Here is a 22,626-nt window from a genome sequence, read left to right as displayed (position 1 = left end):
GGCCAGGGTCAGTAGGCCAGGGCGCGCTGCTCCGAGCCGCTGATCCTCGAGGTGCCGCCGCAGTTCGTGCAGACCTGCAGGCGTGTCTTCTTGAGGGTGAGGAGCGGGATGAAGAACACCGAGAGCTTCGTCTTGCGCTGGATCACCTGCTGGGGTGCGTGCATCCCGCAGTAGCGGCAGGTGGCTGAGCGCGTGAACTGGAGGTGCTCACGTGTGGTGAGGCCGAAGAGGAAGAACATTAGTCCACAGTAACGGGCCGAGGGTGCAGTAGAAAGCACGCTTAGTATGCCTGCCGCAGCATCCCCGCGTGGTACCTAGGGCCGGCGGTAGCGGTTGACCAGGGGGCAGTCGAAGGGATCGCGCGCGGCGAGGCCGACGCGGTTCAGGTAGGACACCACGGCTCCGTAGGACGCCGCGACGCCCACCTCGGTGTACGGCACGCGGAGGCGCTCGCAGTGCTCCCGGACGATGACGGCGGCGCGGCGGAGGTGCGGGCGCGGCATGTCGGGGAAGAGGTGGTGCTCGATCTGGAAGTTCAGGCCGCCGAAGGCGTTGTTGACGAAGGACCCGCCGCGGATGTTGCGCGAGGTGAGGACCTGCTTCTGGAAGAAGTCCAGCGTGCTGTCCCGCGGCACCACGGGCATGCCCTTGTGGTTCGGCGCGAAGCTCGCGCCCATGTAGATGCCGAATACCGCCAGCTGGACGCCCAGGAAGGCGAAGGCCAGGCCGACGGGGAGGAACCAGAACAGGATGCCGAGGTAGGCGCCGAAGCGTGCCCCGAGCAGCGCCAGTTCCACCCAGCGGCCCTTGATGGTGCGGCGGGAGAATAGGGTGCTGATGGAGCGGGCGTGCAGGTTGATGCCCTCCAGGGTCAGGAGGGGGAAGAAGAGGTAGCCCTGGCGCCGCGTGATCCACGCTTGCAGGCCGCGGGCTTTGGCGGCGTCCTCCTCGAGGAACGAGATGGTGTCCACCTCGATGTCCGGGTCCTTGCCCCGGGTGTTGGGGTCGTTGTGGTGGCGGGTGTGCTTGTCCATCCACCAGGCGTAGCTGATGCCGACGACACCGGCTGCGAGGATGCGCCCGGACCAGTCGTTGGCGCCCCGGGTCCTGAAGATCTGGCGGTGCGAGGCCTCATGGGCCAGGAAGGCGAGTTGCGTGAGGACGACCCCGAGCACGGCCGCGACCAGGAGCTGGAACCACGTGTCGCCCAGGAGCGCGAAGCCCGTCCAGGCCGCGCCCATGGCCAGGGCCAGGACCGCGAACACAGAGACGTAGAATCGCCGACGGCGGTTCAGGAGGCCCTCCTTGCGGACCTGCTTGAGCAGGACGGAGTAGGAGGCGACGATGTCGTTCGGCTTGGAGATACGGACGATGCGCGGGGCAGCGGTAACGCTCATGGGGGTCCCTGGGGGTAGCGGTAGGCTTCTCAGCCGGGGTGGGGTGCTAACCCGCAGATGCCCCCACTCTACGGGAGCACCCTGCGCGGCACCTGATTCCGGGCCATCCGATCAATGCGAGCCGGCTTCCCCGGGTGCATCGTAGTGGCCCGGCCATTCCCCGACGGGGATGCGGGTGATGGTGCGGATCCTGCCCGCGGTTCCCCACTCGTTTCTGCCGAGCCTCGAGAGCGGCTTCAGGGCGTCGATGGACGGGAGGTCGCCGTCGAGCACGTCGTCGGACACCACGGCGTGCAGCACCTCGCCGAAGACGAGCGTGCAGTCGCCCATGTCCTGGATCAGGTGCAGCCGGCACTCGAGGGCTACGGGTGATTCGAGGACGCGCGGCGGGCGCACGGTGGCGCTGGGCTCCCGGGTGAGGCCGACGGCGTCGAACTCGCTGACGTCGGGCGGGAAGTCGGTGCCGGTGGCATTGACGGCCTCGAACAGGTCCTCGGGCGTGAAGCTGACCACGAACTCGCCCGTGGCTTCGATGTTGCGGACGGAATCCTTGCGGCCCACGGAGGTGAACTGGATGATCGGCGGATTGACCGAGGCGACCGTGAAGAACGAATGCGGCGCGAGATTGTCCACCCCGTCCGCGGACGTCGACGAGACCCACGCGATGGGGCGCGGGACGACGACGGAGGTGAGGAACCTGTAGAAGGCGCGGCTCGCTTCCGGGTCCGGCACGACGTCCCTGCGCATGGCTAGGACTTCGCCGTGAGGAGGTCCCGGAGGCTGAGCGGCCGGCGCCCCGTGAGGCGTTCCACGTCGGGTGTCACCTCGGCCATCTCGCCACGGGCGATGGCCGTGTAGGTGCTGATCCAGGCCTCTACCTCCCAGCGCGGGGCGCCGTGGTGGGCGCGGGACGCGAGGGCCTCCTCGTAGGTCTCGTCCTCGAACCGGACGGTGGCGGGCGTGAGCTCGGTGATGAGTGCCGCGGCCTCGGCCAGGGTGAAGGCTTCCGGTCCGGTGAGGTGGTACGCCGTGCCGACATGCGACTCGGGTGCCCGCAGTACCGCAGCGGCGGAACGGGCGACGTCGGCCTGGGCGACGGCGGACAGCAGTCCGTTCCCGGCCGGTCCGTGGATGACGCCGTCTTCGGCGAAGGCGGGCACGACATCGAGGTACAGGTTGTCGCGGAGGAACGTCCACGCCATGCCGGACCGGCGGATGTGCTCCTCCGTGTACCAGTGGTCGCGCCCGAGGAGGAACGTCGCGTCGGAAGCGGCGCCGAGGAAGGAGGTGTAGACGATGTGCTGGACACCCGCTTCCTTCGCCGCATCGATGAAGGTGCGGTGGGTGGCGACGCGGTCCGCTTCCTCGGCGGCCGACACCATGAACAGGAGGTCGACGCCGGCCAGTGCCTCCACGGACGTGTCGAAGTCCGCGTAGGTGGTCTGACGCACGATCGCCTCGGGCAGGTGCTGCGCGCGGTCCGGCGACCGGACCGGCAGGACCAGCGGCACCCCTTCCGCTGTGAGGGTGCGGGCGACCTGGCCACCCACGGTGCCGGTTGAACCTGTGACTGCGATGCGCTGCTCCATGTCCCTTCCAGCCACGCGGAGGCGGAGATTATTTCCGCCTGCCCGGGAAGGCGACGACCAGGCGGCAGAGGGTCATCGCCGAAGCAACCGCTCCCTGTCCGACGAGTACTTTTTTCTGGTTGTCCGAGTAGTCAATAGCCAATTGATGGGTAGTGAATGCTTGCTTTTCCGATGAGTCCGGCGATTTACGAGTAGTTGCCACTCCTGTTTCCTCCTCCCCGGGTTCATAGGTTGAGTTTTGTACGACGGAACACTTCGCGCGAGGGGACCGCGCCTTCTGCATTCACCTGGAAAGTGGCCGCAGCATTCGCAGCTCCTGGACGTTGCTCTCGCCGGGCGTAACTCCCCGAACTCAACCAACAGAAACAGCAGGTAAAAATGCACAAGCGCACAGGGCTACTCGCCCTCGCCGTCACTGCCGGTCTCAGCACGTTCTCTGTCGCCCCGGCGTTCGCAACGGGCCAGGTGGCCGAACCTGTCGACCAGGTGTGTGACGAGGGTACGAGCGGCAAGCAGGACGTGACCGGGGCGGGCCCGGAGCTCACTGTCATTGCCCCGCAGGGACAGCTCATTGCGAGTTACTGCGTCAAGGCCGGTTCCTCCAACCAGGGCGACGGCCCCGAGACCGTGGTTCTGCCTACCCCCCAGTCGCAGGTGACGATCAGCCACTCCAGCGGGAAGGACATCTCTCACTATTCCTACGTGTTGGTTCCCGCGCCTGTCGTCGTCGTTCCCATCCCGGAGGTTCCCGAGGTGCCCGAGGTTCCCGAAACCCCGATCCCGGAGGTTCCAGAAGTTCCCGCGATCCCTACCCCGGAGACTCCTGCGGTCCCTACCCCGGAGACTCCTGAGAGCCCGAGCCCCGAGCTTCCCCCAGAGGAGACCCCTGTCGAAGAAGTCCCTGCTGAGGAGACCCCTGCTGAGGAGACCCCTGTGGAAGAAGTCCCTGCTGAGGAGACCCCTGCTGAGGAGACCCCCACTGAGCAGGCTCCTGTCGAGGAGACTCCCGTCGTCGTTGTGCCTGTGGAGGAAGAGGTCCCCGTAATCGTGGAAGTGCCCACTACATCGGTCGTCGTCGTGGACACCCCCGACAACGTTGTCCCGGTGCTCGACCATGCAGCGGTCGGCGTCTATTACGAGAACTGCACCGAGGTCCGGGACGTACTGGGCCGCTCCATACTCCTGGGTGAAGAGGGCTTCCGGGCCGGTCTCGACCGGGACGGCGACGGTATCGGCTGTGAGCTGGATACCGAAGGAAACCGAACCGACGAGGGTGCCGGGAACAACGCCGGCAACGTCGGAGTCCTCGTGACCAATGATGACCGCGAAGCCACTGACAGCACAGGGCAGCTTGCCTACACGGGCACCGACGACAGCATGAAGATCGCCGGGAGCATCGGTGCCGGTTTCCTGGCTCTCGGTGCCGGTTTGATCCGTGCGGGCCGTGGCCGTCACCGCGCCGTCAAGGCACAGCAGTAGCACACAGGTAGGGGTCGGTCCTGACGGGCCGGCCCCTCTCGAACCCGATGTGCTCGACTCTCCCCGGGCAGGAGGACCAACTGATTGCTGCGGGCTGCAGTCTTCACAGGAAACCTCACCCCGCTAGCCATTGAGATCACTGTCAACTTTCAGCAGGCTGACCACGCCGAATACTTAGACAGGGTGCGTGCGAATCAAGTCGTTCATGCGGTGCTGCCACGCTTTGTTCGCCCAGAAGGGGTGGTGCGGTGCTGCGTTGGAGCCGAGGACCATCCCCCATACGCCGTGGTCGAGGGCAGTCCTGATGCCGTGTTCCGCCAGTTCCCGGCCTATGGGCCCTTCCTCGAAGGTGCCGTGGAGGGGTGTGTAGCCGATCCAGCCTTCCCCGATGAGGGCAGGTACTTGCTGCCATCGGGCCCATCCTGCGACAGCGATGACTCGTGATTCGATCTCACGGCGCATGACCTCCCGGTAGGTGCCGTATTCGTTGTACAGCCAGGCGTCCCACGCCTCGGTGTCGATCAGGTCGTACCCGTACACCATCTGATCGGTCACGACGGTGGCGGCGTACTTCCATTCCGCTGCTCGACCGTAGTCGGCGGGTGCCGGGGCGTCCGGACGAAGGAGAGCCTTGAGCTCGGGGTTGGGAAAGTCCGCGGTGTTCTCGGACCGGATGTCGATCCGCTTCTGCAGGGCTTCGAGCACTCCATAGCTGTAGATGTGGAACTGCGCTGCACCCAGGCCGTCGGGAAGCTCGTGCATCGTGAGGTGCGGGGGCTTCCCAAAACTCGCGGTGATGAGCAGGTCGGGGTGGAGCTCCCGGAGGTGCAGAACCGCTTCGCTGCCACCGTCCTGGAGGGCGGGCAGGATGGAGAAATCGACTTCGTTGTGCAGTTCGACCAGGGCTATCCGCTGCCGATGGCCTGCGGCGGTAAGGGCGGTGATGAGCCTGTCCCAGGCATCCGCAAGGAGTGCGTAACGGTCGCTGAGGACGACCTCGTCGATGGCGCGGAACCACTCCTCCGATCGGGCGAACGACGTGGATTGCTGGTACTCCCAGCTGGCGAGGATGACGACGAGCCCGTGCCGGGCTGCAGCATCGAACAGCTCCAGCAGACGCTTCTGCAGGTTGATGGTGTAGCCACCGGGGGCGTCGTACCACCGCGTGCCCTGCCCGAAGTACCCACCGTCCGGCCTTGCCCCGAGGCCTTCGATCTCCAACGCGTTCGCCAGATGGTCGAGGCCGAGGTCGCCGAAGAGGAGTAGCGGTGCTGCGCAGATCCGGATGGTGTTGTAGCCCCGTGCGGCGGCGTCGGCGCAGGCTGCGTCGAGGTCTTCGTACGGTCCGCCTAATTCTGCGCGGGTGTACCAGGAGAAGTCCCACAGGCTGATGGTGAGCCGGGGCGGCAGATGCTCCGGGACAGGGCCGGTCAACGCCGAATCGGTGGGATCAAGGGTGCCTGATCCCAGGTATCGGTCACTCACAGGGCGCTCACTTCCTTCATCTGGAGAATTCTGCCTCGGTCCGCGAGCGCTCTGAGTCGGCGCACCATCAGCAACTGTTCGGTTTCGGGATGCCGTGTGAAGAGCAGCAGTTCCGGAAGTGAGGTGGCGAAGTAGTCGACCTGCGATCCAGCGCGTTCGAGTTCAGCTGCCCGCGCTTCGAGGCTTGTCCAGACGTCAGTGGCCCCGGCGTCATCGCCGAGTTTCAAGCAGGCTACGCCGCGCCAGAAGTCGGTCGTGCCGATGGCGCGCCCGACGGCCAGGGGGTCGACGCCGCCGCACCCCTGGGCGTAGGCGCCCGATGCTGCTTCCCCGTCGTCCAGCACCTCCAGTGCTTCTCCCAGCAGTACGTAGCGCTCCGCGAGACTGTCGGCGGGGTGTCGTCCCTCGGAGAGGTTGGCCGGTGCGCTGATCCCTGCTTCGAGTAGACCTACCGCAGACGAAGGATCGGTCTCGATGAGGCGACGGGCGACGGCGAGGGAGGCCCGGTCGTAGGCTGCGAGTGCCTTGCCTTCTCCGCCTTCGAAGGGCTGAAAGGTGCGTTGGTGCATGATTGCCAGCGCTTCGTCCGTTCGGCCGGCGTCCACCAGCAGGTTCACGTAGTGGAGGGTGAGGTCGTCGCGGACGAGTACCCCCGGGCCATGGCGCTCGATGTGGTGGAGGCGTGCCTCGAGGGGCTCGTCGGCCAGCGCCGCCAGGAGTGCGCGTTCGAAGACGAGCCGGGGGTCACCGGGCCGGAGTTCCAGTGCCCGGTCGAAGTACCGCGTGCCATCGGTGATTTCCCCACCGCTGTTGATGATCGCGACGGCCGCATTGCGCCATGCCACGGGGTCTGCCGACCCGAGACGTGTCGCCTGTTCAAGGGCCTGGCGGGCTTCGTCCGTCCGTCCGGCGTCGAGCAGCCAAGCGCCCCGGAGGGCATGGGCAACATGGTCCGTCGGATCTGCGGTGATGGCGGCGGCCAGCGCGTCGTACTCATCCAGACCCGAGGGAAACGCATATTTCGTCGTCGATTCGCGGGCTTGCGCTCGCTCGAGTGCTGCGCCGGCAGTATCACCCAGGGTCTCGAACCAGGATGCTCGCAGGTAGTGCCGCAGTGGTTCCTGGTTCCCGAAGGTACTCAGTGAGGGTGATGGCGGATGCGCGGTGAGTTCCAGTGCACGTCTGCTGTCGCCGAGCCGCCATAGGTCGGAAGCGACCGTGAGGACGGTGCGCGGATCGATGGGCGCCAGCCGGCCTGCAAGGGCCTGCGCGACGGGGTCGAGGGGGTCTGCCGTAAGGCACTGCTCGAGAAAGCGTCGGGAGTCCTCGATCCGCCCCATACGATGCAACGCCACGATCATCGAATGATGTGCGGCAGGGCTCAGCAAGTCATGCTGTTGTGCGGCGCGGGCATGATCGAGGGCCTCGGCCGGCTGCCCCACCCGGAGCGCGATGCGGGCCGCTCCCAGACGTGATGGATGCGCCCACGCCTTGTCCCACGCCGCTTTCGCGAAGCAGGTGGCTGCCTCATCAAGGTGCCCGGCCCGTTCGGCCAGCAGTCCGAGCCGGTAGTGGGCTTCACCCGTCGGTGGGTTCAGGTTCCGTTTCGTCAACCGTGCAAGAGCCCGCTGGTAGAGCGCCCGGGCTTCGCTGTATTCACCTCGGCGCTGGTGCCAGGCCCCCAGGGCTAGGGCGGCCCGGGAATCGTCAGGGTCCCGGTTGAGTGCCTCCTGGAAGTACGGTGCCGCGGATCGTGTCGGGTGCCGGTACTGCTGGAGGTGGGTGCCGGTCACGTACAGTTCGTCGGCCGACGGTATGGCGGCCGGTGCCGGGGGTTCTGTTGCGACCCATGGTTCGACAGCGTCGGGGCCACCCGCGGGCTCGGTCCACGCGATCCGCTCGGAACCATCCTGCAGGACCTGCACCGTGATGCGGTCGGAGGCCGAACCGTCAACCGGCACAGTCGCCGTGAAGGGCGTGGCCGGGGCAAGGGCGGTGCTGGTCTCCCACAGGATCGTGCTGCCCTGGCGAAGGACGATGCGGGCGTTGCCGAGTACCTTGGCGCTTGCCACCCCGACCGTGACGATCGAAGCATCCTCGTCGTGGTGGAGGGAGACAGCCAGGTCCCGAGTGGCCTGATGGGCCGGACCGATGGCTTGGACGGGGTACCAGAACTGACTGAAGGTGCGCGTCTCACCGGGCGCGAGGTAGCTGAAGTCCGGCTGGTTGTCGGTGAAGACACCGGCCATGAGTTCGACGTAGGGCCCGTCCGAGTCGGTGAGGAGGCGGTCCCAGGCGTGACCGACGGGGCCGTTACCCCAGGTCCACTGCTTCTTGCCCGGAGCGATCGACCGGTCCGCCCAGTGGATGAAGCCGGCTGCCGCCCGATGGTCGTACCCGCCGAAGAAGGAGTCCTCGGTGTCGGTGATCATGTAGGAGGTGGGGACGGGGACGTTGCTGTAGAAGTCGAGACGGTCAGCATCCGGCTGTGAGGCGGTGACGCGGGCCGGGTAGTCGACGCCGTAGTAGGGCCTGTCCGCGCGAGGGAAAGCCGTGATGGCCCTGCGTGCATGGTCGGCTACGTAGCCGACATCGGTGGGGAAGATCGATTGGTAGTCCTCATGGACGTGAGCTGCGACGTTCGCCCACCACAGGAATGTCTGTGGCTCGTCGGTGCGGTTGTACAGACGGACGGCCACTTCTATGACGGAGCTGTCCGGGCGGATCCTGACGCCGTGGGTTCCCCGCATGCGCTGCAGTGGGTCGAGATCGCCCTGCCAGACAGTCGCGGACCCGTCCTCGGATCGTTCGATCGTGGTTTCGACCGGCAGGTAGGTCCCTGGGCGGTGGTGCTGCGGCCAGTTGAACTCGACCCCTCCGGAGATCCATGGCCCCGCCAGTCCCACGAGGGCCGGCTTGATGACGTTGTTGCGGTAGAAGAAGTCGTATCCGTTGGTCTTGTCGTAGCCGATGTGGATCCGCCCGCCGAGTTCGGGCAGGATCATCAGCCGGATCCACTGGTTCTCGAGGTGCACGGCCTGCCAGAGGCGGGGCTGCTTCGTGGTGGAGATGCGGTCGGTGAAGGGGATGGGATAGACCCGTCCACTCGAGCCCTGATAGACACGGCGGTCCAGGAACATCGGATACTCGTCCGGTTCCTCGGGCGCATACGTGTCGATGGATACCGCTTCACTCCAGCAGGCGACGCCGCCTTCGTCGAGCAGTGCCTGCTGGTCCGTCGGGGCCGGGGGAAGGGTGATGGAACTCTTGGCGTCATCGGCGTGGCTCACAGAAGCAACCCTATGAACGTCCGGCCAGGTCCACCATGGCACATAATGAGGCATGCATGGACGATCCGATACACGTGAAGCTATCAGTGAGCGGGCGACCGGATTCGACGACCAGCGCCTGGTCGTGGTTCCTCGGCCGCTCGTCAGGGAGGCGCTCAGCCGCCCGGTGACCCGCCGGATGGTGGTGACCGATGCGGGGTTCTTTCCACTGGCTGCAGGTCATGGACGTCGTCGCGACAGGGGTGCCCCGGAGACGATCATCATGCTGTGCGTAGCGGGCAGTGGATGGGTCGAGCTCGGCGGGGTCCGTGCGCGGGTCGAGAAGGCGACCGCGGTGGTGCTTCCCGGAAACACGGGAACACCTCACGCCTACGGGGCGGCACCGGGAGATCCATGGACGATCTGGTGGTGTCACGTCAGGGGAACGGATGTGGCGGAGCTCATCGGCGAGGCCGGGATCAGTGATGACAGGCCGCTCATCGGGTTGATGGCCGTTGATCGGCTGACCGCCATCCTGGACGAGATCATCACTGCGCTCGAACGGGACCAGTCGCCCGCCCGTCTCGTGGCGACAGCGGGCATGGCGTGGCGCCTTCTCACGTCCCTGGCGGTCGACCGCCGGTCGCCGGAACAGGGAGCACCCCTCGAGCAGGCGATGCGGTTCCTCGAGGAACGCATCGACGGGACGATCCGCGTACCCCACCTGGCAGCACTCGTCGGTGTGTCATCCTCCCAGTTGAGCAAACTGTTCCGCGAGGCCACCGGGGGAGGGGTCCTCGCCCACCACGTAGCGTTGAAGATGGCACGGGCCCGGCGACTGCTGGACACGACGAATCTCTCCGTCGCCCAGGTCGGGCAGGAAATCGGGATGGATGACCAGTTCTACTTCTCACGGCAGTTCCGGCGGGTGCACGGCCTGAGCCCGAGCGCCTATCGGGCTGAGCGCAAGGGCTGATCGGCCGTCATCGGGGTCGCAGGTGCTCGTCGAAGGTTCCAGCGCCTGATCCTGCAGTGGACAACGCTCAACCCTTGGTGGCCCCTGCGGTCAGGTCGGCTCTCCAGAAACGCTGCAATCCGATCATGAGTGCCACCAGCAGGACGGCGGAGAGCGCGGATCCGGTGACGACGAGCTGGTAGAACATCGGGTCCCGCTGGGTCTGCGAATTCCACAGGGTCAGCCCGAGGGTGAGCGGGAACGTCTTCGTCTCATTGAGCATGACCAGGGGCAGCAGGTAATTGTTCCAGATGGTGACGAACTGGAACAGGAAGATGGTCACCAGCGCCGGGGTCATCATGCGGGCCGCGATGGCTCCGAAGATACGGAGGTCCCCGGCGCCGTCGATGCGGGCTGCTTCGATGATCTCGTCCGGTACCGCGGCATTCGCGTGGATGCGTGCGAGATACACGCCGAAGGGGCTGACCATGCTCGGCAGGAGCACGGACCAGTACGTGCCGGTGAGGTCGACGGCGTTCAGGAGGAAGTAGAGGGGAAGTGCGATGACCGTCGCGGGCACGAGGACCCCTCCCAGGATGATCGAGAACAGCAGCTCCCGACCCTTGAAGGGGAACTTGGCTATTGCGTAGCCACACGCTGCAGACAGGATCGTCGCGGCGAGGGCTCCCACGGCGGAGTACAGGATGCTGTTCAGGATCCAGGAGGTGAAGATCCCGCCGTCCTGGGTGAAGACGTTGGTGAGGTTCAGCCATGCCTGCGGTGAATCGGTGAACCACAGGCCGAAGCTGCTGAACAGCTCTCCCGGGTTCTTGGTGGCCGCTACGAGGACCCAGAGGATGGGCAGCAGGAAATATAGGGCGGCGATGACGAGAACGCCGTTGACCACGACGGTGCTGGTCAGGGGTTGCCGAATGGATCGGGTCCGGTTCACCATGCGCTTTCTCCTTTGCGGTTCACGAGTCTGAGGAAGCCGAAGGAGAAGGCGAAGCCGAGCAGCGCGACGATGACGGCCATGGCCGCGGCCAGATTCGGATTACCTTGGGAGAAGGCCTGATTGTAGGCGGCGAGGTTCGGCGTGTAGTCGGAACTGATCGCCGTGGTCAGCGGCCTGAGGACAAGAGGTTCGACGAACAGTTGCAAGGTGCCGATGATGGTGAAGACGGTGACGAGGATGACGGACGGGCGCACGAGCGGGAGTTTGATGCGCCAGGTGATCGACCACTCGGAGGCGCCGTCGATCTTCGCGGCTTCGAAGAGCTCTGACGGGATGGCGTTCAAGGCGGCGATTAGGATGAACATGTTGTAGCCGGCGAAGCCCCAGAGCGCGATGTTGGCGATGGCGAACAGGATGCTGTCCGCGCTCAGAGGATTTAGGGTGATTCCCATGGACGACAGGGCCTGCAGGATCGGGCTCGTCGCAGGGATGTAGAGGAAGCCCCAGAGCAGGGCCGCGATCACACCGGGAACCCCGTACGGGATGAAGAAGACGACCCGGAAGATCCGGGGGAACCGTGCGCCGGCCGAATCGATGAGCAATGCCAGCCCCACAGCCGTCACGACCATGAGGGGTACTTCGATGGCGGCAAACGCCAGAAGCCGTCCGAGGCTTTCGATGAAGGACGGGTTGCCGAGGGCCGTGGCGTAGTTCTCGAAGAGGACGAAGGTCTTCTCGGGTGCACCGAACCCGAGCCCGGACGCCTTGGTGGAGAAGAGGCTGTCATTGATCGCATACACGATCGGGGCGATGAAGAACGCCGTGAACATGACCGCGAAGGGCGCCACCATGACCAGGAGCGCGACTTTCGAGTGCCGACGCGGCGTGGCGGTCGATGCCGGCGGACGCGGGGTGGGGCCGGATCCCCGGGGTGCTGGGGCAGGGGCGGGACGCGTAACGCGCCCCGCCGCTCGGGTCTGGCTCAATTGACTGCGATTCCCTTGTCCTTGAGCGCTGCGCTCATGTCCTCTTGGGTCTTGTTGTAGGCATCCGGCAGGGGCGTCCCGCCTTCGACCGCTGTCTTGACGTTGTCACTGAGGGAGGCGAAGAGCGTCGAGGAGAGGGGAGGCCACTTCCAGGTGTTGTCGACGTTCTTGTCCGACTCGGAGAATACGTCCCAGATGTCCTGGCCGCCGTAGAAAGCGAAGACTTCGGGGTCGTCCTGCAGAGATGCGATGGAGCTGGTGTTCGCAAGGGCCGGCCAACCGGCGCCGACACTGGTCAGGATGCTGACACTCTCCGGATCGGAGTTCAGCCACGCCGCGAATTCGGCGGCTTCCCTGGGATGGTCCGATCCCTTCAGGACCGCGCTGGCTGATCCACCGGCCCATGTTGCCGAGACGTCCTCGCCGGCTTCCCACTGCGGCATGGCACCGACGGCCCACTGCCCGGCGGTATCCGGGGCGGTGCCGCGCAGGATGGCGTCGGCCCAGGACCCGGAGATCCAGGACGTGACGTTCCCGTTCTGGATGTCGGCGTTCCATTCGCTCGAGAAGTCCGCTTCGATCTTCACGAGGTCCTCGTCGATCATCTTCTGCCAGAACTCGGCGACCTTCAGCGTCTCGTCGTCGTTGATGGTGACGGTCCATGCGTCGTTCTCGGGGGCGAACCAGTTACCGCCGCCCTGCTGGGACAGGCCGATCAGCCACGGTGCCTGGTTGAAGGCGAAGGCCGTGATGTAGCGGTTGGGGTCGGAGGCCCGGATCTTCTTGGCGGCTTCGTAGTACTCGTCCCAGGTCGTCGGGTACGCGATGCCGAGGGAGTCGAAGATGTCCTTGCGGTAGAACTGGCCGAGGGGTCCGCTGGCCTGGGGAACGGCGTAGACGCTGTCGTTGAAGACTCCTGTCTCCCACTGCCAGGGGACGAACTTGTCTTCCTGGTCGCCGACGTATTCGGTGATGTCCTCCAGCGCGTCATTGACGAGGAAGTCCGGGATGGCGTCGTAGCCGAGCTGGGCGACGTCGGCAGGATTGCCTGCCTGTACTGCCGAGAGCATCTTGGCGTATCCGCCGTCGGGCCCGGCCGTGATGGTTTCCAGGGTGACGTTCACGTCGTCCTGTGAAGCGTTGTAGGCGTCTACGGCCTGATCGATGTTGGGGACCCAGGACTGGAAGGTGATGTCCACCGGCCCTTCCTGCGCTGCAGGGGCGGTGGTCCCGCCAGAGCCGCTGCACGCTGTGAGTCCGCCGGCGAGGACGATGATCACCGAGGCGGCCAACGCCGACCGGCGGCCCGAGAAGTGGTTGCCGAACATTACATGCTCCTTTGCACTGCAGGACGGGGTGGACTCTTTCGGGTCCGATGCGCCAAATCTAGGTGCGGAAGCATTCGCGTGACATAGGGATATGAGCCGTCAATATGGATGATCCTGCACATGGGCCGCGCGCCGCGGGATCTGCCTGCATCCTGTTTCGGGTGGCGTCGAAAGCCGGCGCTGGTGGCGAAGAATCCCCTACAGCTCCCCGTACGCTGGGTTCCGTAGGATGCGCGACGAACGAAAGCCGGTCGAGGGACCGGCGGGAAGCCGGTCCCGATGATCCCCGATGCGCACGCCGCACTCCTGACGATCGATGGACGATCCACGCGGACAACAGGGATGCCGCAGCCTCCCGTCAGTGGGCCGTCCCGGTATCGGATGACGCCGTGGTCCATGGAGCGCGACGGGCTTCCGGTGATCCCGGTGTCCGGAGAGATGCATTACAGCCGCGTCCCCCGGAACCAGTGGCGGGACCGCCTCAACCTCATGAAGGCCGGCGGAATCACGGTCGTGGCGACCTATGCGTTCTGGATCCACCACGAGCCCCACCCCGGTGCCGTGTCCTTCGGTGGCAGGCTCGACATTGCAGCCTTCATCGACCTGTGCGCGGAACTCGGTCTGGCCGTCGTCGTACGGATCGGCCCGTGGTGTCACGGAGAGGTGCGCAACGGAGGGTTTCCCGACTGGGTCCAGAGCGCCCCGGTGCGGCACCGTACCGACGATCCTGCCTACCTGGCACTGGTCGAACCGTGGCTGCGTCAGCTCGGATCGCAGGTCGCACCCTTCTGCGGGCCCGATGGCCCCGTGCTCGCCGTCCAACTCGAGAACGAGCTGTATGACCAGCCCGGCCACCTCCGCACGCTCAAGCGGCTGGCGGTCGACAGCGGGATCACCGCCCCCTTCTACACGGCCACGGCGTGGGGCAGCGCGGACCTGCCCCTCGAGGACGTCGTCCCCCTGTTCGGGGGGTATGGGGACGGCTTCTGGGTCGACGCGGATGAACCGTGGGACCCGAGCTTCCGCGCGCACTTCTTCTTCTCCCACGAGTGGGACGACCCCGGCATCGGCGCGGACCTCCGTACCGCTCCCCGCCCCAGGTCATCGGTGCAGAACCCCTACCCGCCCGCAACCTGCGAGCTGGGCGGGGGGATGGCCACCGCCTACCACCGGCGGCCACGTCCCAGCGGGCACGACATCGCCGCCGTCGCCCACAACAAGATCGGCAGCGGCTCCGCGTGGCAGGGCTATTACATGTACACCGGAGGGATCAACCCCTCCAGCGCGGACCACTCCTACACGACCGGGCTGCAGGAATCCCACGACACCGGCTATCCGAACGATCTGCCCCGGTACGACTACGACTTCCATGCTCCTATCGGCTCCTCGGGGCGGCTGAACCCGAGCCATGCCCTGCTGCGGCGCCAGCATGCTTTCCTGGCTGCTTTCGGCGCGTCGCTGGGTCCCATGGAGTCGAAGCTCCCGCCGCGGGGACCGACCGGCGTCGACGACGTCACGACGCTCCGGTGGGCGCTACGCAGCAACGGGCGAAGTGCCTTCCTCTTCATCACGTGGCATCAGCCCCACGTCCCGCTGGACACCTATGAGGACGCCCGGTTCGACGTGACACTGCGTGACACGCGCACGCTTTTCCCCCTCGACCCTGTCGCGATCCCCTCCGGAACCCTCGCACACTGGCCCCTGGGTCTGGTCCTGGACGGCGTCGGGCTCGAATGGGCCACCGCTTCGCCTCTGACCACCCTGCAGGACGGCATGATCACCGTCCTCGTTCTCACGGCCGAGCACGACATCCCGCTGACGTGGAAGTGGGCCGACGGCGTCACCGTCACTCCCTACGGAGACAGCGGGAGCGACGCATCGACCGGACCGGGAGCCGTCACCCGGATGCAGGTGTACCGGTGCTCCACGCCGACGACGCACATCGACGTCGTCGTGCTGCCGGCAGCGGACGCGGACCGGGTCTGGGTACTCGGCGATGGCGGGAAGCGGCAACTGGTGCTGTCGGACGACCCGGACTGGCTCGAGGTGGACGGGGTACTGCACGGGCGCTCGACAGCACCGGAACCGGACATCCACCGCTATCAACCATCAGCCCATGCCTTCGTGCCCGTGCTGGTTCCACCTCCGCACAGCCCTGCCGGCCGGCACCGGCTTCCAATCACGCTCCTCCGGTCGGCCGGCCAGGTGCCGACGAGCTATGGCGAATCGGGAGGGCGGGCGAGTGCTCCCAGCCAGGAGGACATCCGGAGATCGGCGGCCTCCTACAGGATCGAGGTCCCCCACGGGCAGGGCGCGGGGCGCGGACGACGCGAACTGGAGATCGACTGGACAGGAGACATTGCACAACTGACGGTCGGCACCAGGGTGGTCGCCGACCGCTTCTGGGACGGCTCACCGTGGATCGTCGACCTTGACGCCCTGAACGCAGGTGCCGCCGATGAACTTGTCCTGACCGTGCTGCCCCTGCACCGCGGACACTCCGTGAACCTGCCGGCAGAAGCACGGGCGATCCTCTCCCGGCAGGATCAGCAGTACGACGCACCTTCTGCCGACCTGGTGACTTGGCACCACTGGGTGGAGTCTCCGGGCAGTGTGACCGGATCGGGTGGTCGCGGCGCGCCCTGAGCCTGATCCAGCACCCCGCACGCGGGCGCCTCGACGACGCGGCGATTAGACTGGGCCCACTATGGACACCATGCGCAAGCTCCGTACCCCGATCGTCTGGCTCGTCGTCGCGGCCATGATCCTCAGCGTCGGCGCGGGTTTCTTCTCGGTCGTCTTCTGATCGAGCGCCGTCGGGCCGCGGCATCCGGGCGGGTATCGGTGCGCCTGTAGGCGTCGACGGCACCCCGCGCCACCGCCCGTCCGGGCTTCCTGTCGGCCTTGTCCGGTCTTCCCGACGCACCTAGGGTGATAAGTAGGCTTAGCTTCAGCGGCCAGTCGACAAGCCCACAGCGCCGACGCGGCGCAGGACACGCATTCTGTACAGGGAGAACACCTATGACCTCCGACAGCACCTCAGGATCCACCGACCAGTACACCTTCCAGAATCCGGTGACCCGGTTCGAGAGCATCACGCCCCCGGCCGAGCACACGCCGGAGCCCGGACTCGACGCCGACATGGAGATCAAGGCCGACCGCGGCGAGACCTCCTACCGCGGGACCGGCCGGTTGCAGGGCCGCAAGGCGCTCATCACCGGGTCCGACTCTGGCATTGGTGCCGCCGTCGCCATCGCCTACGCACGTGAGGGCGCCGATGTCGCCCTGTCCTACCTCCCCGAGGAGGAGGAGGACGCCCAGGTGATCAAGGGCCTCATCGAGGCGGAGGGCCAGAAGGCCGTCTGCCTCCCCGGAGACCTCAAGGACGCCGACTACTGCGTGTCCCTCGTGCAGCAGGCCGTCGAGGGACTCGGTGGCCTGGACATCCTCGTCAACAATGCCGGCAAGCAGGTGGCCGTGGAGTCCCTCGAGGAACTCAGCGACGAGCAGCTGGACCACACGTACAAGACGAACATCTACTCGTTCTTCCGCGTGACCAAGGAGGCGCTCAAGCACCTCGGGCCCGGTTCGACGATCATCAACAGCACCTCGATCCAGGCATACGAGCCCTCGCCCACTCTCGTGGACTACGCCAGCACGAAGGCCGCGATCAACAACTTCACGAAGGGCCTGGGGCAGCAGCTGGCTCCCAAGGGAATCCGCGTGAACGCGGTGGCGCCCGGTCCCATCTGGACGCCGCTGCAGCCCTCGGGCGGTCAGCCGAAGGACGCGCTGCCCGAGTTCGGCAAGAGCACCCCGCTCGGCCGCGCCGGCCAGCCCACCGAGCTCGCACCGGCCTACGTGTTCCTCGCCTCGGCGGAGTCCAGCTACGTGATCGGCGAGACCCTCAACGTCAACGGCGGGATGCCGTCGCCCTGAGCCGCGCAGCATCCGAACGACGGAACAGCCCCGGACTCGAGTCCGGGGCTGTTCCGTTTGGTCCTGCCGGTGGGCGTGCTACTCGGCGTCGAGGGCGTCGAAATCGGCGCGGTCGATCTTCCGGTGGTAGCGCATCCCGGCGAGACCACCCAGGATCGCGCCGAGAAGTGCGACGGCGGCGACCACGAGCAGGGTGATGAGTCCGGGTCCCGTGAGCTCCTGGGCGGAGGGGACGCCGAGGTTCTGGAACCGATCGGTGATGTTCGCCTGGTTACCGACGATGAAGCCGATGATGGCGAGCACGACGGCGACGATGACGGCCCAGAGCCAGACCGCGACGCCCTGCTTCACGCCGCTGAAACGCGCCATGCGTCCTGCGACATACCCGCCGGCGAAGTAGGAGAGCAGGAGGATGACACCGAAGATCACGGCGGCCGTCAGGCCCGCGGTCTGCGCTTCACCCGATCCGATCCTCACGTCCGCGGGGGAGAGGTCGGCGCCGACTCCGAAGAGCGCGGCCAGTGCGCCGACGAGGGCCGACAGGAGGACGAACACGCCGGTCGCAGTGAGCCAGCCGAAGAACGCCGAGCCGAACTTCATGCCACCGAAGTGCTCCTTCTCGCGTCGGTGGAGCAGCTTGCGGTCCTCGAGGCTCGGCACCCCGGATCCCGCAGTGGCAGTACGGGGCAGGTCGCGCTCGCGGCCGCGGTCGTCGGCGCGGGCGGACCGCTTGGTGGACGTCACCGGGACGACCTGCGTCGGGGGTGTCGTGTCCTCGGTGCGGGACGAGGCATCGCGCGACGCCGAGATCGGCGCCGGGGTGTACGCGCGGGTCGGAGTGCTGTCCGAGGTGTCCGAGTACATGCCCGGGACGTAGTCGCCGCTGGTGTCGTCCTCGGGCGAGTAGGCGCCGGGCACGTAGTCGCTCCCGCTGTCGCGGGCGCCGGCCCGGGTCGCGCCGGTCCCGTGACCGTCTGCAGGGGTGCCGGCAGGCCCGGCACTGCTGGCGCCCGAGCCCGACCGTCCGGTGTCGATCAGTTCCGTGGGGTTGTCGGGACCGTCGGCGCGCCGGGCCCCCGCCCGGCGGTCACCGTCCGCGTTCCCTGTTCCTGGTGTACTCATTGGTCCTCCTGATGTCAGGGCCCGAAGGCTCCCTAAGTCGCCTTAGTATTTCCTCCAGTATTCCACGGCGTTCATCGATCGGGTCGGTGCCAGCTGCGTGCCGCGTACGGGATGCAAGACTGGGGCCATGGATCTACAGGTTTTCATGACGGTCGTCTGCGGGGCGCTGATCGCCGTCGGTATCGCGGGAGTGGTGGTCCCGGTCCTGCCGGGGAGCATCCTGATCATCGTGTCGCTCCTCGCATGGGCGCTCACGGTGACGAGCACCGAAGGCTGGGCGGTGTTCGCCATCGGCACGGTGTTCGCCGGGGCCGGTCTCGCCGCCGGCCTCGTCCTCACCGGTCGGACCCTCAGGCGACGTTCCATCCCGGGCAGGTCCGTGACCATCGGGGTCCTGGCCGGGATCGTCGGCATGTTCGTGATCCCGGTCGTCGGCCTGTTCGTCGGGTTCGCCCTCGGATTGTTCGCCAGCGAGTACGTCCGGCAGCGCGACGCCGGGGCGGCGCTCACGTCGAGCCTGCACGCGCTGAAGGCGACGGGGCTCGGTATCCTCGCCGAACTGGGCCTCGCCTGCCTCGCCGGGACCACCTGGGTCATCGGCGTCTGGATCTACTTCGCGACGAGGTGACGCTCAGGATTTGCCCGAGATGGACAGGGCCGCCACGATCAGTGCGAGATGGCTCAGTCCCTGGGGGACGTTGCCCATGAAGGAGTTGTCGGAGGGCTCGATCATCTCCGACATGATGCCGACGTCGTTCGCGAGCGGCAGGAGCTCTTCCATGAGGTCCACCGCCTCGTCGCGGCGGCCGACGGCAACGAGCGCCGATACCGCCCAGTAGGCGCAGGCCACGAAGGTCGCCTCCTCGTCCCGCATGCCGCTGTACCGGTAGAGCAGCGGGCCCGCACCGAGTTCCTCGCGCAGGGCGTCGATGGTGGACGACATGCGTGGACCCGTGTCGAAGCCGCTGATCGCATGCAGGAGGATCGAGGCATCCAGCTCCGTGGTCCCGGGATACCAGATGTAGCTCTGCCGCTCCTCCGACCAGCCGTGCTCGTGCACCCAGTCCCGGATGCGGTCGCGCTCCGCGGACCATCGCTGCACCGGACCCTGCAACTGTCCGTGCTCCGCGAGCAGCACGGCGCAGCGCAGTGCGTTCCAGCAGCCGAGCTTCGACGTGACGTAGTGCTGTTCCTCCGGCAGTTCCCACATGCCGGCGTCGCGGCGCTGCCAGATATCGCAGGTGAGGTCCGCGAGGTCGGCGAGCTGCCGCATGGTCGCAGGATCGAGCACATGACCGGCCTGGACGTACTGCCAGACGATGTCGAACACGTCGCCGAAGACGCCCAGCTGCAACTGCCCTGCCGCTGGATTCCCGTCGACCACGGGACCATTGTTGCGCCAGCCCGTGGCGTCCGGGCGACGGGTACCCTCGGGGACGCTGCCGTTCAGGCGGGTGAACACCTGAAGGTCGGAGCCCTGGGACCGGAGGTTCTTGAGCATCCAGGACGCGGCAGCATGCACCTCCTCGCGGAGCCCTGCGCGGGTCAGGGAATGCAGTGTGTAGGCGGTGTCCCGCACCCACGCATAGCGGTAGTCCCAGTTCTTGCCACCGGCTGCGCTTTCCGGCAGGGAGGTCGTCGCGGCGGCCGCGATCGAGCCGGACGGGCTGTGCAGCAGCAGTTTCAGGGTGAGGGCGCTGCGCAGTACGGCGTGCCGGTAATCGCCGTCGTACGCGAAGTTGTCCGACCAGGCCTGCCAGTTGCGGATGGTGCGGTCCACGCCGTCGTCGATGGTCCGCGGGTCGGGGAGCGGCAGCGGCTCGCCATGCGTGGAGACCACCGCGACGAGGTGCCGCGATCCGGCCGAGGTCGTGAAGGCTCCCTCGACCGATCGGCCCTCCGGTGTCTTCAGGCCGTGGTCGATGCCGAGGACACCGAGACCGACCGCATCGATGCGGAGGACGGGGTGCTCCGGCCCGTGGTCGAGCCAAGGCGAGGCGGAGCCGAAGCAGGTGCCCGGTGTGACGCTCCACGCCATCTCCACCTGTCCGGCCAGCCCGTCGACCCGGCGGGCGAGCTCGCCCCAGGGCAGCCTGCCGGCCACGCCGGTGTTCAGCGAGTCGGTGACGCGGACAGTGCCGGTCGCGGTGGTGTAGGTCGTCTCGAGGACGTTCGAACCGTCCGCGTAGCGTCGTTCCACCGTGAACTCCGCCGTAGGCGCCAGGGCCAGGAAGCCTTCGCCCGCATCGAGCAGGCGGGCGAAGGCCGGTGTGGAATCGAGGTCCGGCGTTGGATACCAGTCGATGGAGCCGTCGAGCGACACCAGGGCTACGGTGCGCCCGTCGCCGATCGCGGCGTAGGAGCGGATGTCGGCGAAGCCGTCCTCGTCACGCAGTGCGATGACCAAGCCCCTTTCCGCGCCGCCCGCAGGTGCTACCTGCCGTACGTTCCCTTGTATCGCGTCTTGTTGGCCCGCGGCTGCTGGGTGGGACGGCGCTTGTTCAGCACGCGGGACGCGACGATGGGCACCAGGGCCCAGATGATCCTCTTCAGCATGGTGATGTCCTTAAGATCGGTGACCGGCGTCGGCTGTCGCGGTCGTTATCATCATCCTACTTACTATCCCTGGCCCGTCTGCCCCTCGGTGATGAAGGCCCGCAGCGCCCGGAGCTGGGCATCCCGTGCTACGGGGTTGAGGTACATCATGTGCCCGGCCTCGTGGTAGTGGTGGGTGAACCGGGCGCGCGCGGCCTCGTCGAGGTTCATGTGGGCCCACACATACTCGGCGGCGAAGTGCGGCGTCGCGCCGTCGTGGTAGCCGTAGTCCACGTGGACCCGCAGCGTGGGGTTGTGGGCGAGGAGCCGCTCGAGGACGCCCGAGACGTCCACGGGCGCACCCTCGAAGGTCCTGTAGCTCCAGGGCTGCACGCGGGCGGTCAGGATCTCGTAGGGGAGGTCGTTCTCGTAGCCGAGCTCGGCCCGGACGTAGTGGTTCATGGCGGCCGAGTAGGGCCCCGTGATGGCCCGCATGCTCGGGTCGTCGAAGGAGTCGGACGACTGCAGGTTCTCGGGCCGTGCGGTGAACCGCCCGTCGATGCGGCCGACGGACAGGCCCTCGGACCGCAGGAGCTCCGCGGCGAACTCGTGGTACGCCCAGCGGAGGTTCGTGCGGCGGATGAAGCCCTCGTCGAGGGTGGTGATGACGTGCAGGCGCGCGACGGCCTCGTCGTACTCCTCCGGCGTCAGCCGCGTGCCCTGCGTCAGGGCGTAGCCGAAGTCCCGGGCCGCGTACTCCTCGGCCTCGCGGACCACGTCGGAGAGCTCCCGGTCGCCGTGCCGGCCGTGGTAGTGCGCGATGGCGGCGTAGGTGGGCAGGTGCAGCGCGTAGGGGAGGTCGCTCCCGGGGAAGAAGCGCAGGGTGGACATGTTGAGCACCGTCGAGATGAGGCCCAGACCGTTGACCGCCATGCCGTACGCATCGAAGAGCCGCCCGGCCACCGCCACGGCCCGCAGGGTCCCGTAGGACTCCCCGACCAGGTACTTGGGGGAGAGCCAGCGGTTGTTGCGCGTCGTCCAGAGCCGGACGACCTCCGCCACGAGGTCCCGATCCTGCACGAACGCGTGGAACTCGTCCGCCTTCTCACCCTCGACCACACGGGAGAATCCGGTGTTCACCGGATCGATCAGGACGAGGTCGCTCGACTCGAGCAGGCTGTCGGGGTTGTCGACGAGCCCGAAGGGTGCCGGTGTCATGGTCCCGACGTCGCCGGAGTCCACGATGCGCGGCCCCAGCAGGCCCAGGTGGAGCCACACGGACGCGGAACCGGGGCCACCGTTGAAGGCGAAGGTCACGGGCCGGCCGGGCTCGGCATCCTGCTTAGTGTAGGCGACGACGAAGATCTCGGCCTTCGGCTTGAAGCCGTCCGCCTTGCCGTCCTTCGTCTCCTCGCGCCGCAGCACGAGACGTCCGGTCGTCGTCGTGTATCTCAGGCCCGAGGGGGAGGTGTGCTCCCGGACCGCGAAATCGTCCGACACCTCCTTCGCCTCCGGGGTGCCCGGATCCTTCTCGGTGTCCTTCGTCTCATCAGCCATGCGAGAAGACTACCGGTAGTTCCCCGAGGC

At 66.9% G+C, this 22,626-nt stretch carries 18 protein-coding genes; 5 read left to right on the top strand and 13 right to left on the bottom strand.

The genetic code is table 11. The annotated features are described in order from the left end of the window. Nucleotides 1–8: 8 nt before the first annotated feature. From ACX80I_RS12275 to ACX80I_RS12260, 4 genes are all read right to left on the bottom strand, one after another. The gene (locus tag ACX80I_RS12275) at nucleotides 9–239 is read right to left on the bottom strand and encodes a zinc-ribbon domain-containing protein (RefSeq protein ID WP_301225078.1); all 231 of its coding nucleotides are present in this window, start codon (nucleotides 237–239) and stop codon (nucleotides 9–11) included. Between the two features lie 75 nt (nucleotides 240–314). Next, nucleotides 315–1,397 carry a fatty acid desaturase family protein gene (locus tag ACX80I_RS12270; RefSeq protein ID WP_459345401.1) on the bottom strand — a complete coding sequence of 361 codons (1,083 nt, stop codon included), beginning with the start codon at nucleotides 1,395–1,397 and terminating at the stop codon, nucleotides 315–317. Nucleotides 1,398–1,508: 111 nt separating this feature from the next. Further along, nucleotides 1,509–2,144 carry a flavin reductase family protein gene (locus ACX80I_RS12265; protein ID WP_459345400.1) on the bottom strand — a complete coding sequence of 212 codons (636 nt, stop codon included), beginning with the start codon at nucleotides 2,142–2,144 and terminating at the stop codon, nucleotides 1,509–1,511. Nucleotides 2,145–2,146: 2 nt separating this feature from the next. Continuing rightward, nucleotides 2,147–2,986, bottom strand: coding sequence for an SDR family oxidoreductase (locus ACX80I_RS12260; protein WP_459345399.1), 840 nt, complete (start codon nucleotides 2,984–2,986; stop codon nucleotides 2,147–2,149). A gap of 465 nt (nucleotides 2,987–3,451) precedes the next feature. Here ACX80I_RS12260 and ACX80I_RS12255 point away from each other — a divergent pair, with 465 nt between their 5' ends. Continuing rightward, complete coding sequence (locus tag ACX80I_RS12255; RefSeq protein ID WP_459345398.1) at nucleotides 3,452–4,465, top strand: excalibur calcium-binding domain-containing protein; 1,014 nt, start codon at nucleotides 3,452–3,454, stop codon at nucleotides 4,463–4,465. 174 nt (nucleotides 4,466–4,639) lie between these two features. Here ACX80I_RS12255 and ACX80I_RS12250 read toward each other — a convergent pair whose 3' ends face one another. After that, nucleotides 4,640–5,950 (bottom strand): cellulase-like family protein, encoded by a 1,311-nt coding sequence (locus ACX80I_RS12250; protein WP_459345397.1) that lies wholly within the window; start codon nucleotides 5,948–5,950, stop codon nucleotides 4,640–4,642. Further along, on the bottom strand, nucleotides 5,947–9,240 hold the full coding sequence (locus ACX80I_RS12245; protein WP_459345396.1) for a DUF5107 domain-containing protein: 3,294 nt from the start codon (nucleotides 9,238–9,240) through the stop codon (nucleotides 5,947–5,949). The genes ACX80I_RS12250 and ACX80I_RS12245 overlap by 4 nt, the downstream gene beginning before the upstream one ends. 52 nt (nucleotides 9,241–9,292) lie before the next feature. On the opposite strand from ACX80I_RS12245, the gene ACX80I_RS12240 reads away from it, so the two are divergent. Beyond that, complete coding sequence (locus ACX80I_RS12240) at nucleotides 9,293–10,195, top strand: helix-turn-helix domain-containing protein (protein ID WP_459345395.1); 903 nt, start codon at nucleotides 9,293–9,295, stop codon at nucleotides 10,193–10,195. 67 nt (nucleotides 10,196–10,262) lie between these two features. Here ACX80I_RS12240 and ACX80I_RS12235 read toward each other — a convergent pair whose 3' ends face one another. Genes ACX80I_RS12235 through ACX80I_RS12225 form a run of 3 tightly spaced genes read right to left on the bottom strand, consistent with a single transcriptional unit; the run spans nucleotide 10,263 to nucleotide 13,443 of the window. Beyond that, complete coding sequence (locus ACX80I_RS12235; protein WP_459345394.1) at nucleotides 10,263–11,129, bottom strand: carbohydrate ABC transporter permease; 867 nt, start codon at nucleotides 11,127–11,129, stop codon at nucleotides 10,263–10,265. Next, a complete protein-coding gene (locus tag ACX80I_RS12230) occupies nucleotides 11,123–12,115 on the bottom strand; it encodes a carbohydrate ABC transporter permease (protein ID WP_459345393.1) in 993 nt (330 codons plus the stop codon). The genes ACX80I_RS12235 and ACX80I_RS12230 overlap by 7 nt, the downstream gene beginning before the upstream one ends. Then, the gene (locus tag ACX80I_RS12225; RefSeq protein ID WP_459345392.1) at nucleotides 12,112–13,443 is read right to left on the bottom strand and encodes an ABC transporter substrate-binding protein; all 1,332 of its coding nucleotides are present in this window, start codon (nucleotides 13,441–13,443) and stop codon (nucleotides 12,112–12,114) included. Before ACX80I_RS12225 ends, ACX80I_RS12230 begins: the two co-directional genes overlap by 4 nt. Nucleotides 13,444–13,785: 342 nt before the next feature. Between ACX80I_RS12225 and ACX80I_RS12220 the strand changes: the two genes are divergently transcribed. Both ACX80I_RS12220 and ACX80I_RS12215 read left to right on the top strand, forming a co-directional pair. Next, the gene (locus tag ACX80I_RS12220) at nucleotides 13,786–16,089 is read left to right on the top strand and encodes a beta-galactosidase (protein ID WP_459345391.1); all 2,304 of its coding nucleotides are present in this window, start codon (nucleotides 13,786–13,788) and stop codon (nucleotides 16,087–16,089) included. A gap of 375 nt (nucleotides 16,090–16,464) precedes the next feature. Continuing rightward, nucleotides 16,465–17,382, top strand: coding sequence for an SDR family oxidoreductase (locus tag ACX80I_RS12215; protein ID WP_459345390.1), 918 nt, complete (start codon nucleotides 16,465–16,467; stop codon nucleotides 17,380–17,382). Between the two features lie 78 nt (nucleotides 17,383–17,460). On the opposite strand, the gene ACX80I_RS12210 is transcribed toward ACX80I_RS12215, so the two are convergent. After that, nucleotides 17,461–18,504: a YrzE family protein gene (locus ACX80I_RS12210; protein ID WP_459345389.1), complete on the bottom strand. Its 1,044-nt coding sequence runs from the start codon at nucleotides 18,502–18,504 to the stop codon at nucleotides 17,461–17,463. Nucleotides 18,505–18,631: 127 nt separating this feature from the next. Between ACX80I_RS12210 and ACX80I_RS12205 the strand changes: the two genes are divergently transcribed. Then, the gene (locus ACX80I_RS12205; protein WP_459345388.1) at nucleotides 18,632–19,132 is read left to right on the top strand and encodes a DUF456 domain-containing protein; all 501 of its coding nucleotides are present in this window, start codon (nucleotides 18,632–18,634) and stop codon (nucleotides 19,130–19,132) included. A gap of 3 nt (nucleotides 19,133–19,135) precedes the next feature. On the opposite strand, the gene ACX80I_RS12200 is transcribed toward ACX80I_RS12205, so the two are convergent. The 3 genes from ACX80I_RS12200 to ACX80I_RS12190 form a co-directional block, all read right to left on the bottom strand. Further along, complete coding sequence (locus ACX80I_RS12200) at nucleotides 19,136–20,911, bottom strand: glycoside hydrolase family 15 protein (RefSeq protein WP_459345387.1); 1,776 nt, start codon at nucleotides 20,909–20,911, stop codon at nucleotides 19,136–19,138. Between the two features lie 26 nt (nucleotides 20,912–20,937). Continuing rightward, nucleotides 20,938–21,060 (bottom strand): hypothetical protein, encoded by a 123-nt coding sequence (locus tag ACX80I_RS12195; protein ID WP_459345386.1) that lies wholly within the window; start codon nucleotides 21,058–21,060, stop codon nucleotides 20,938–20,940. A 63-nt stretch (nucleotides 21,061–21,123) separates the two neighbouring features. Next, on the bottom strand, nucleotides 21,124–22,596 hold the full coding sequence (locus ACX80I_RS12190) for a S10 family peptidase (protein WP_459345385.1): 1,473 nt from the start codon (nucleotides 22,594–22,596) through the stop codon (nucleotides 21,124–21,126). Nucleotides 22,597–22,626 lie beyond the last annotated feature (30 nt).

This window comes from Arthrobacter rhamnosi (genome assembly GCF_054510855.1).
This window is presented reverse-complemented; position numbering and strand designations above follow the sequence as displayed.

Excerpts from the sequence above, each read along its gene's own strand:
- ACX80I_RS12210 (WP_459345389.1), bottom strand. The coding sequence starts at position 18,504 with ATGAGTACACCAGGAACAGGGAACGCGGACGGTGACCGCCGGGCGGGG.
- ACX80I_RS12235 (WP_459345394.1), bottom strand. The coding sequence starts at position 11,129 with ATGGTGAACCGGACCCGATCCATTCGGCAACCCCTGACCAGCACCGTC.
- ACX80I_RS12240 (WP_459345395.1), top strand. The coding sequence starts at position 9,293 with ATGCATGGACGATCCGATACACGTGAAGCTATCAGTGAGCGGGCGACC.
- ACX80I_RS12195 (WP_459345386.1), bottom strand. The coding sequence starts at position 21,060 with ATGCTGAAGAGGATCATCTGGGCCCTGGTGCCCATCGTCGCGTCCCGC.
- ACX80I_RS12220 (WP_459345391.1), top strand. The coding sequence starts at position 13,786 with ATGCCGCAGCCTCCCGTCAGTGGGCCGTCCCGGTATCGGATGACGCCG.
- ACX80I_RS12190 (WP_459345385.1), bottom strand. The coding sequence starts at position 22,596 with ATGGCTGATGAGACGAAGGACACCGAGAAGGATCCGGGCACCCCGGAG.
- ACX80I_RS12225 (WP_459345392.1), bottom strand. The coding sequence starts at position 13,443 with ATGTTCGGCAACCACTTCTCGGGCCGCCGGTCGGCGTTGGCCGCCTCG.
- ACX80I_RS12260 (WP_459345399.1), bottom strand. The coding sequence starts at position 2,986 with ATGGAGCAGCGCATCGCAGTCACAGGTTCAACCGGCACCGTGGGTGGC.
- ACX80I_RS12205 (WP_459345388.1), top strand. The coding sequence starts at position 18,632 with ATGGATCTACAGGTTTTCATGACGGTCGTCTGCGGGGCGCTGATCGCC.
- ACX80I_RS12270 (WP_459345401.1), bottom strand. The coding sequence starts at position 1,397 with ATGAGCGTTACCGCTGCCCCGCGCATCGTCCGTATCTCCAAGCCGAAC.
- ACX80I_RS12215 (WP_459345390.1), top strand. The coding sequence starts at position 16,465 with ATGACCTCCGACAGCACCTCAGGATCCACCGACCAGTACACCTTCCAG.
- ACX80I_RS12275 (WP_301225078.1), bottom strand. The coding sequence starts at position 239 with ATGTTCTTCCTCTTCGGCCTCACCACACGTGAGCACCTCCAGTTCACG.
- ACX80I_RS12265 (WP_459345400.1), bottom strand. The coding sequence starts at position 2,144 with ATGCGCAGGGACGTCGTGCCGGACCCGGAAGCGAGCCGCGCCTTCTAC.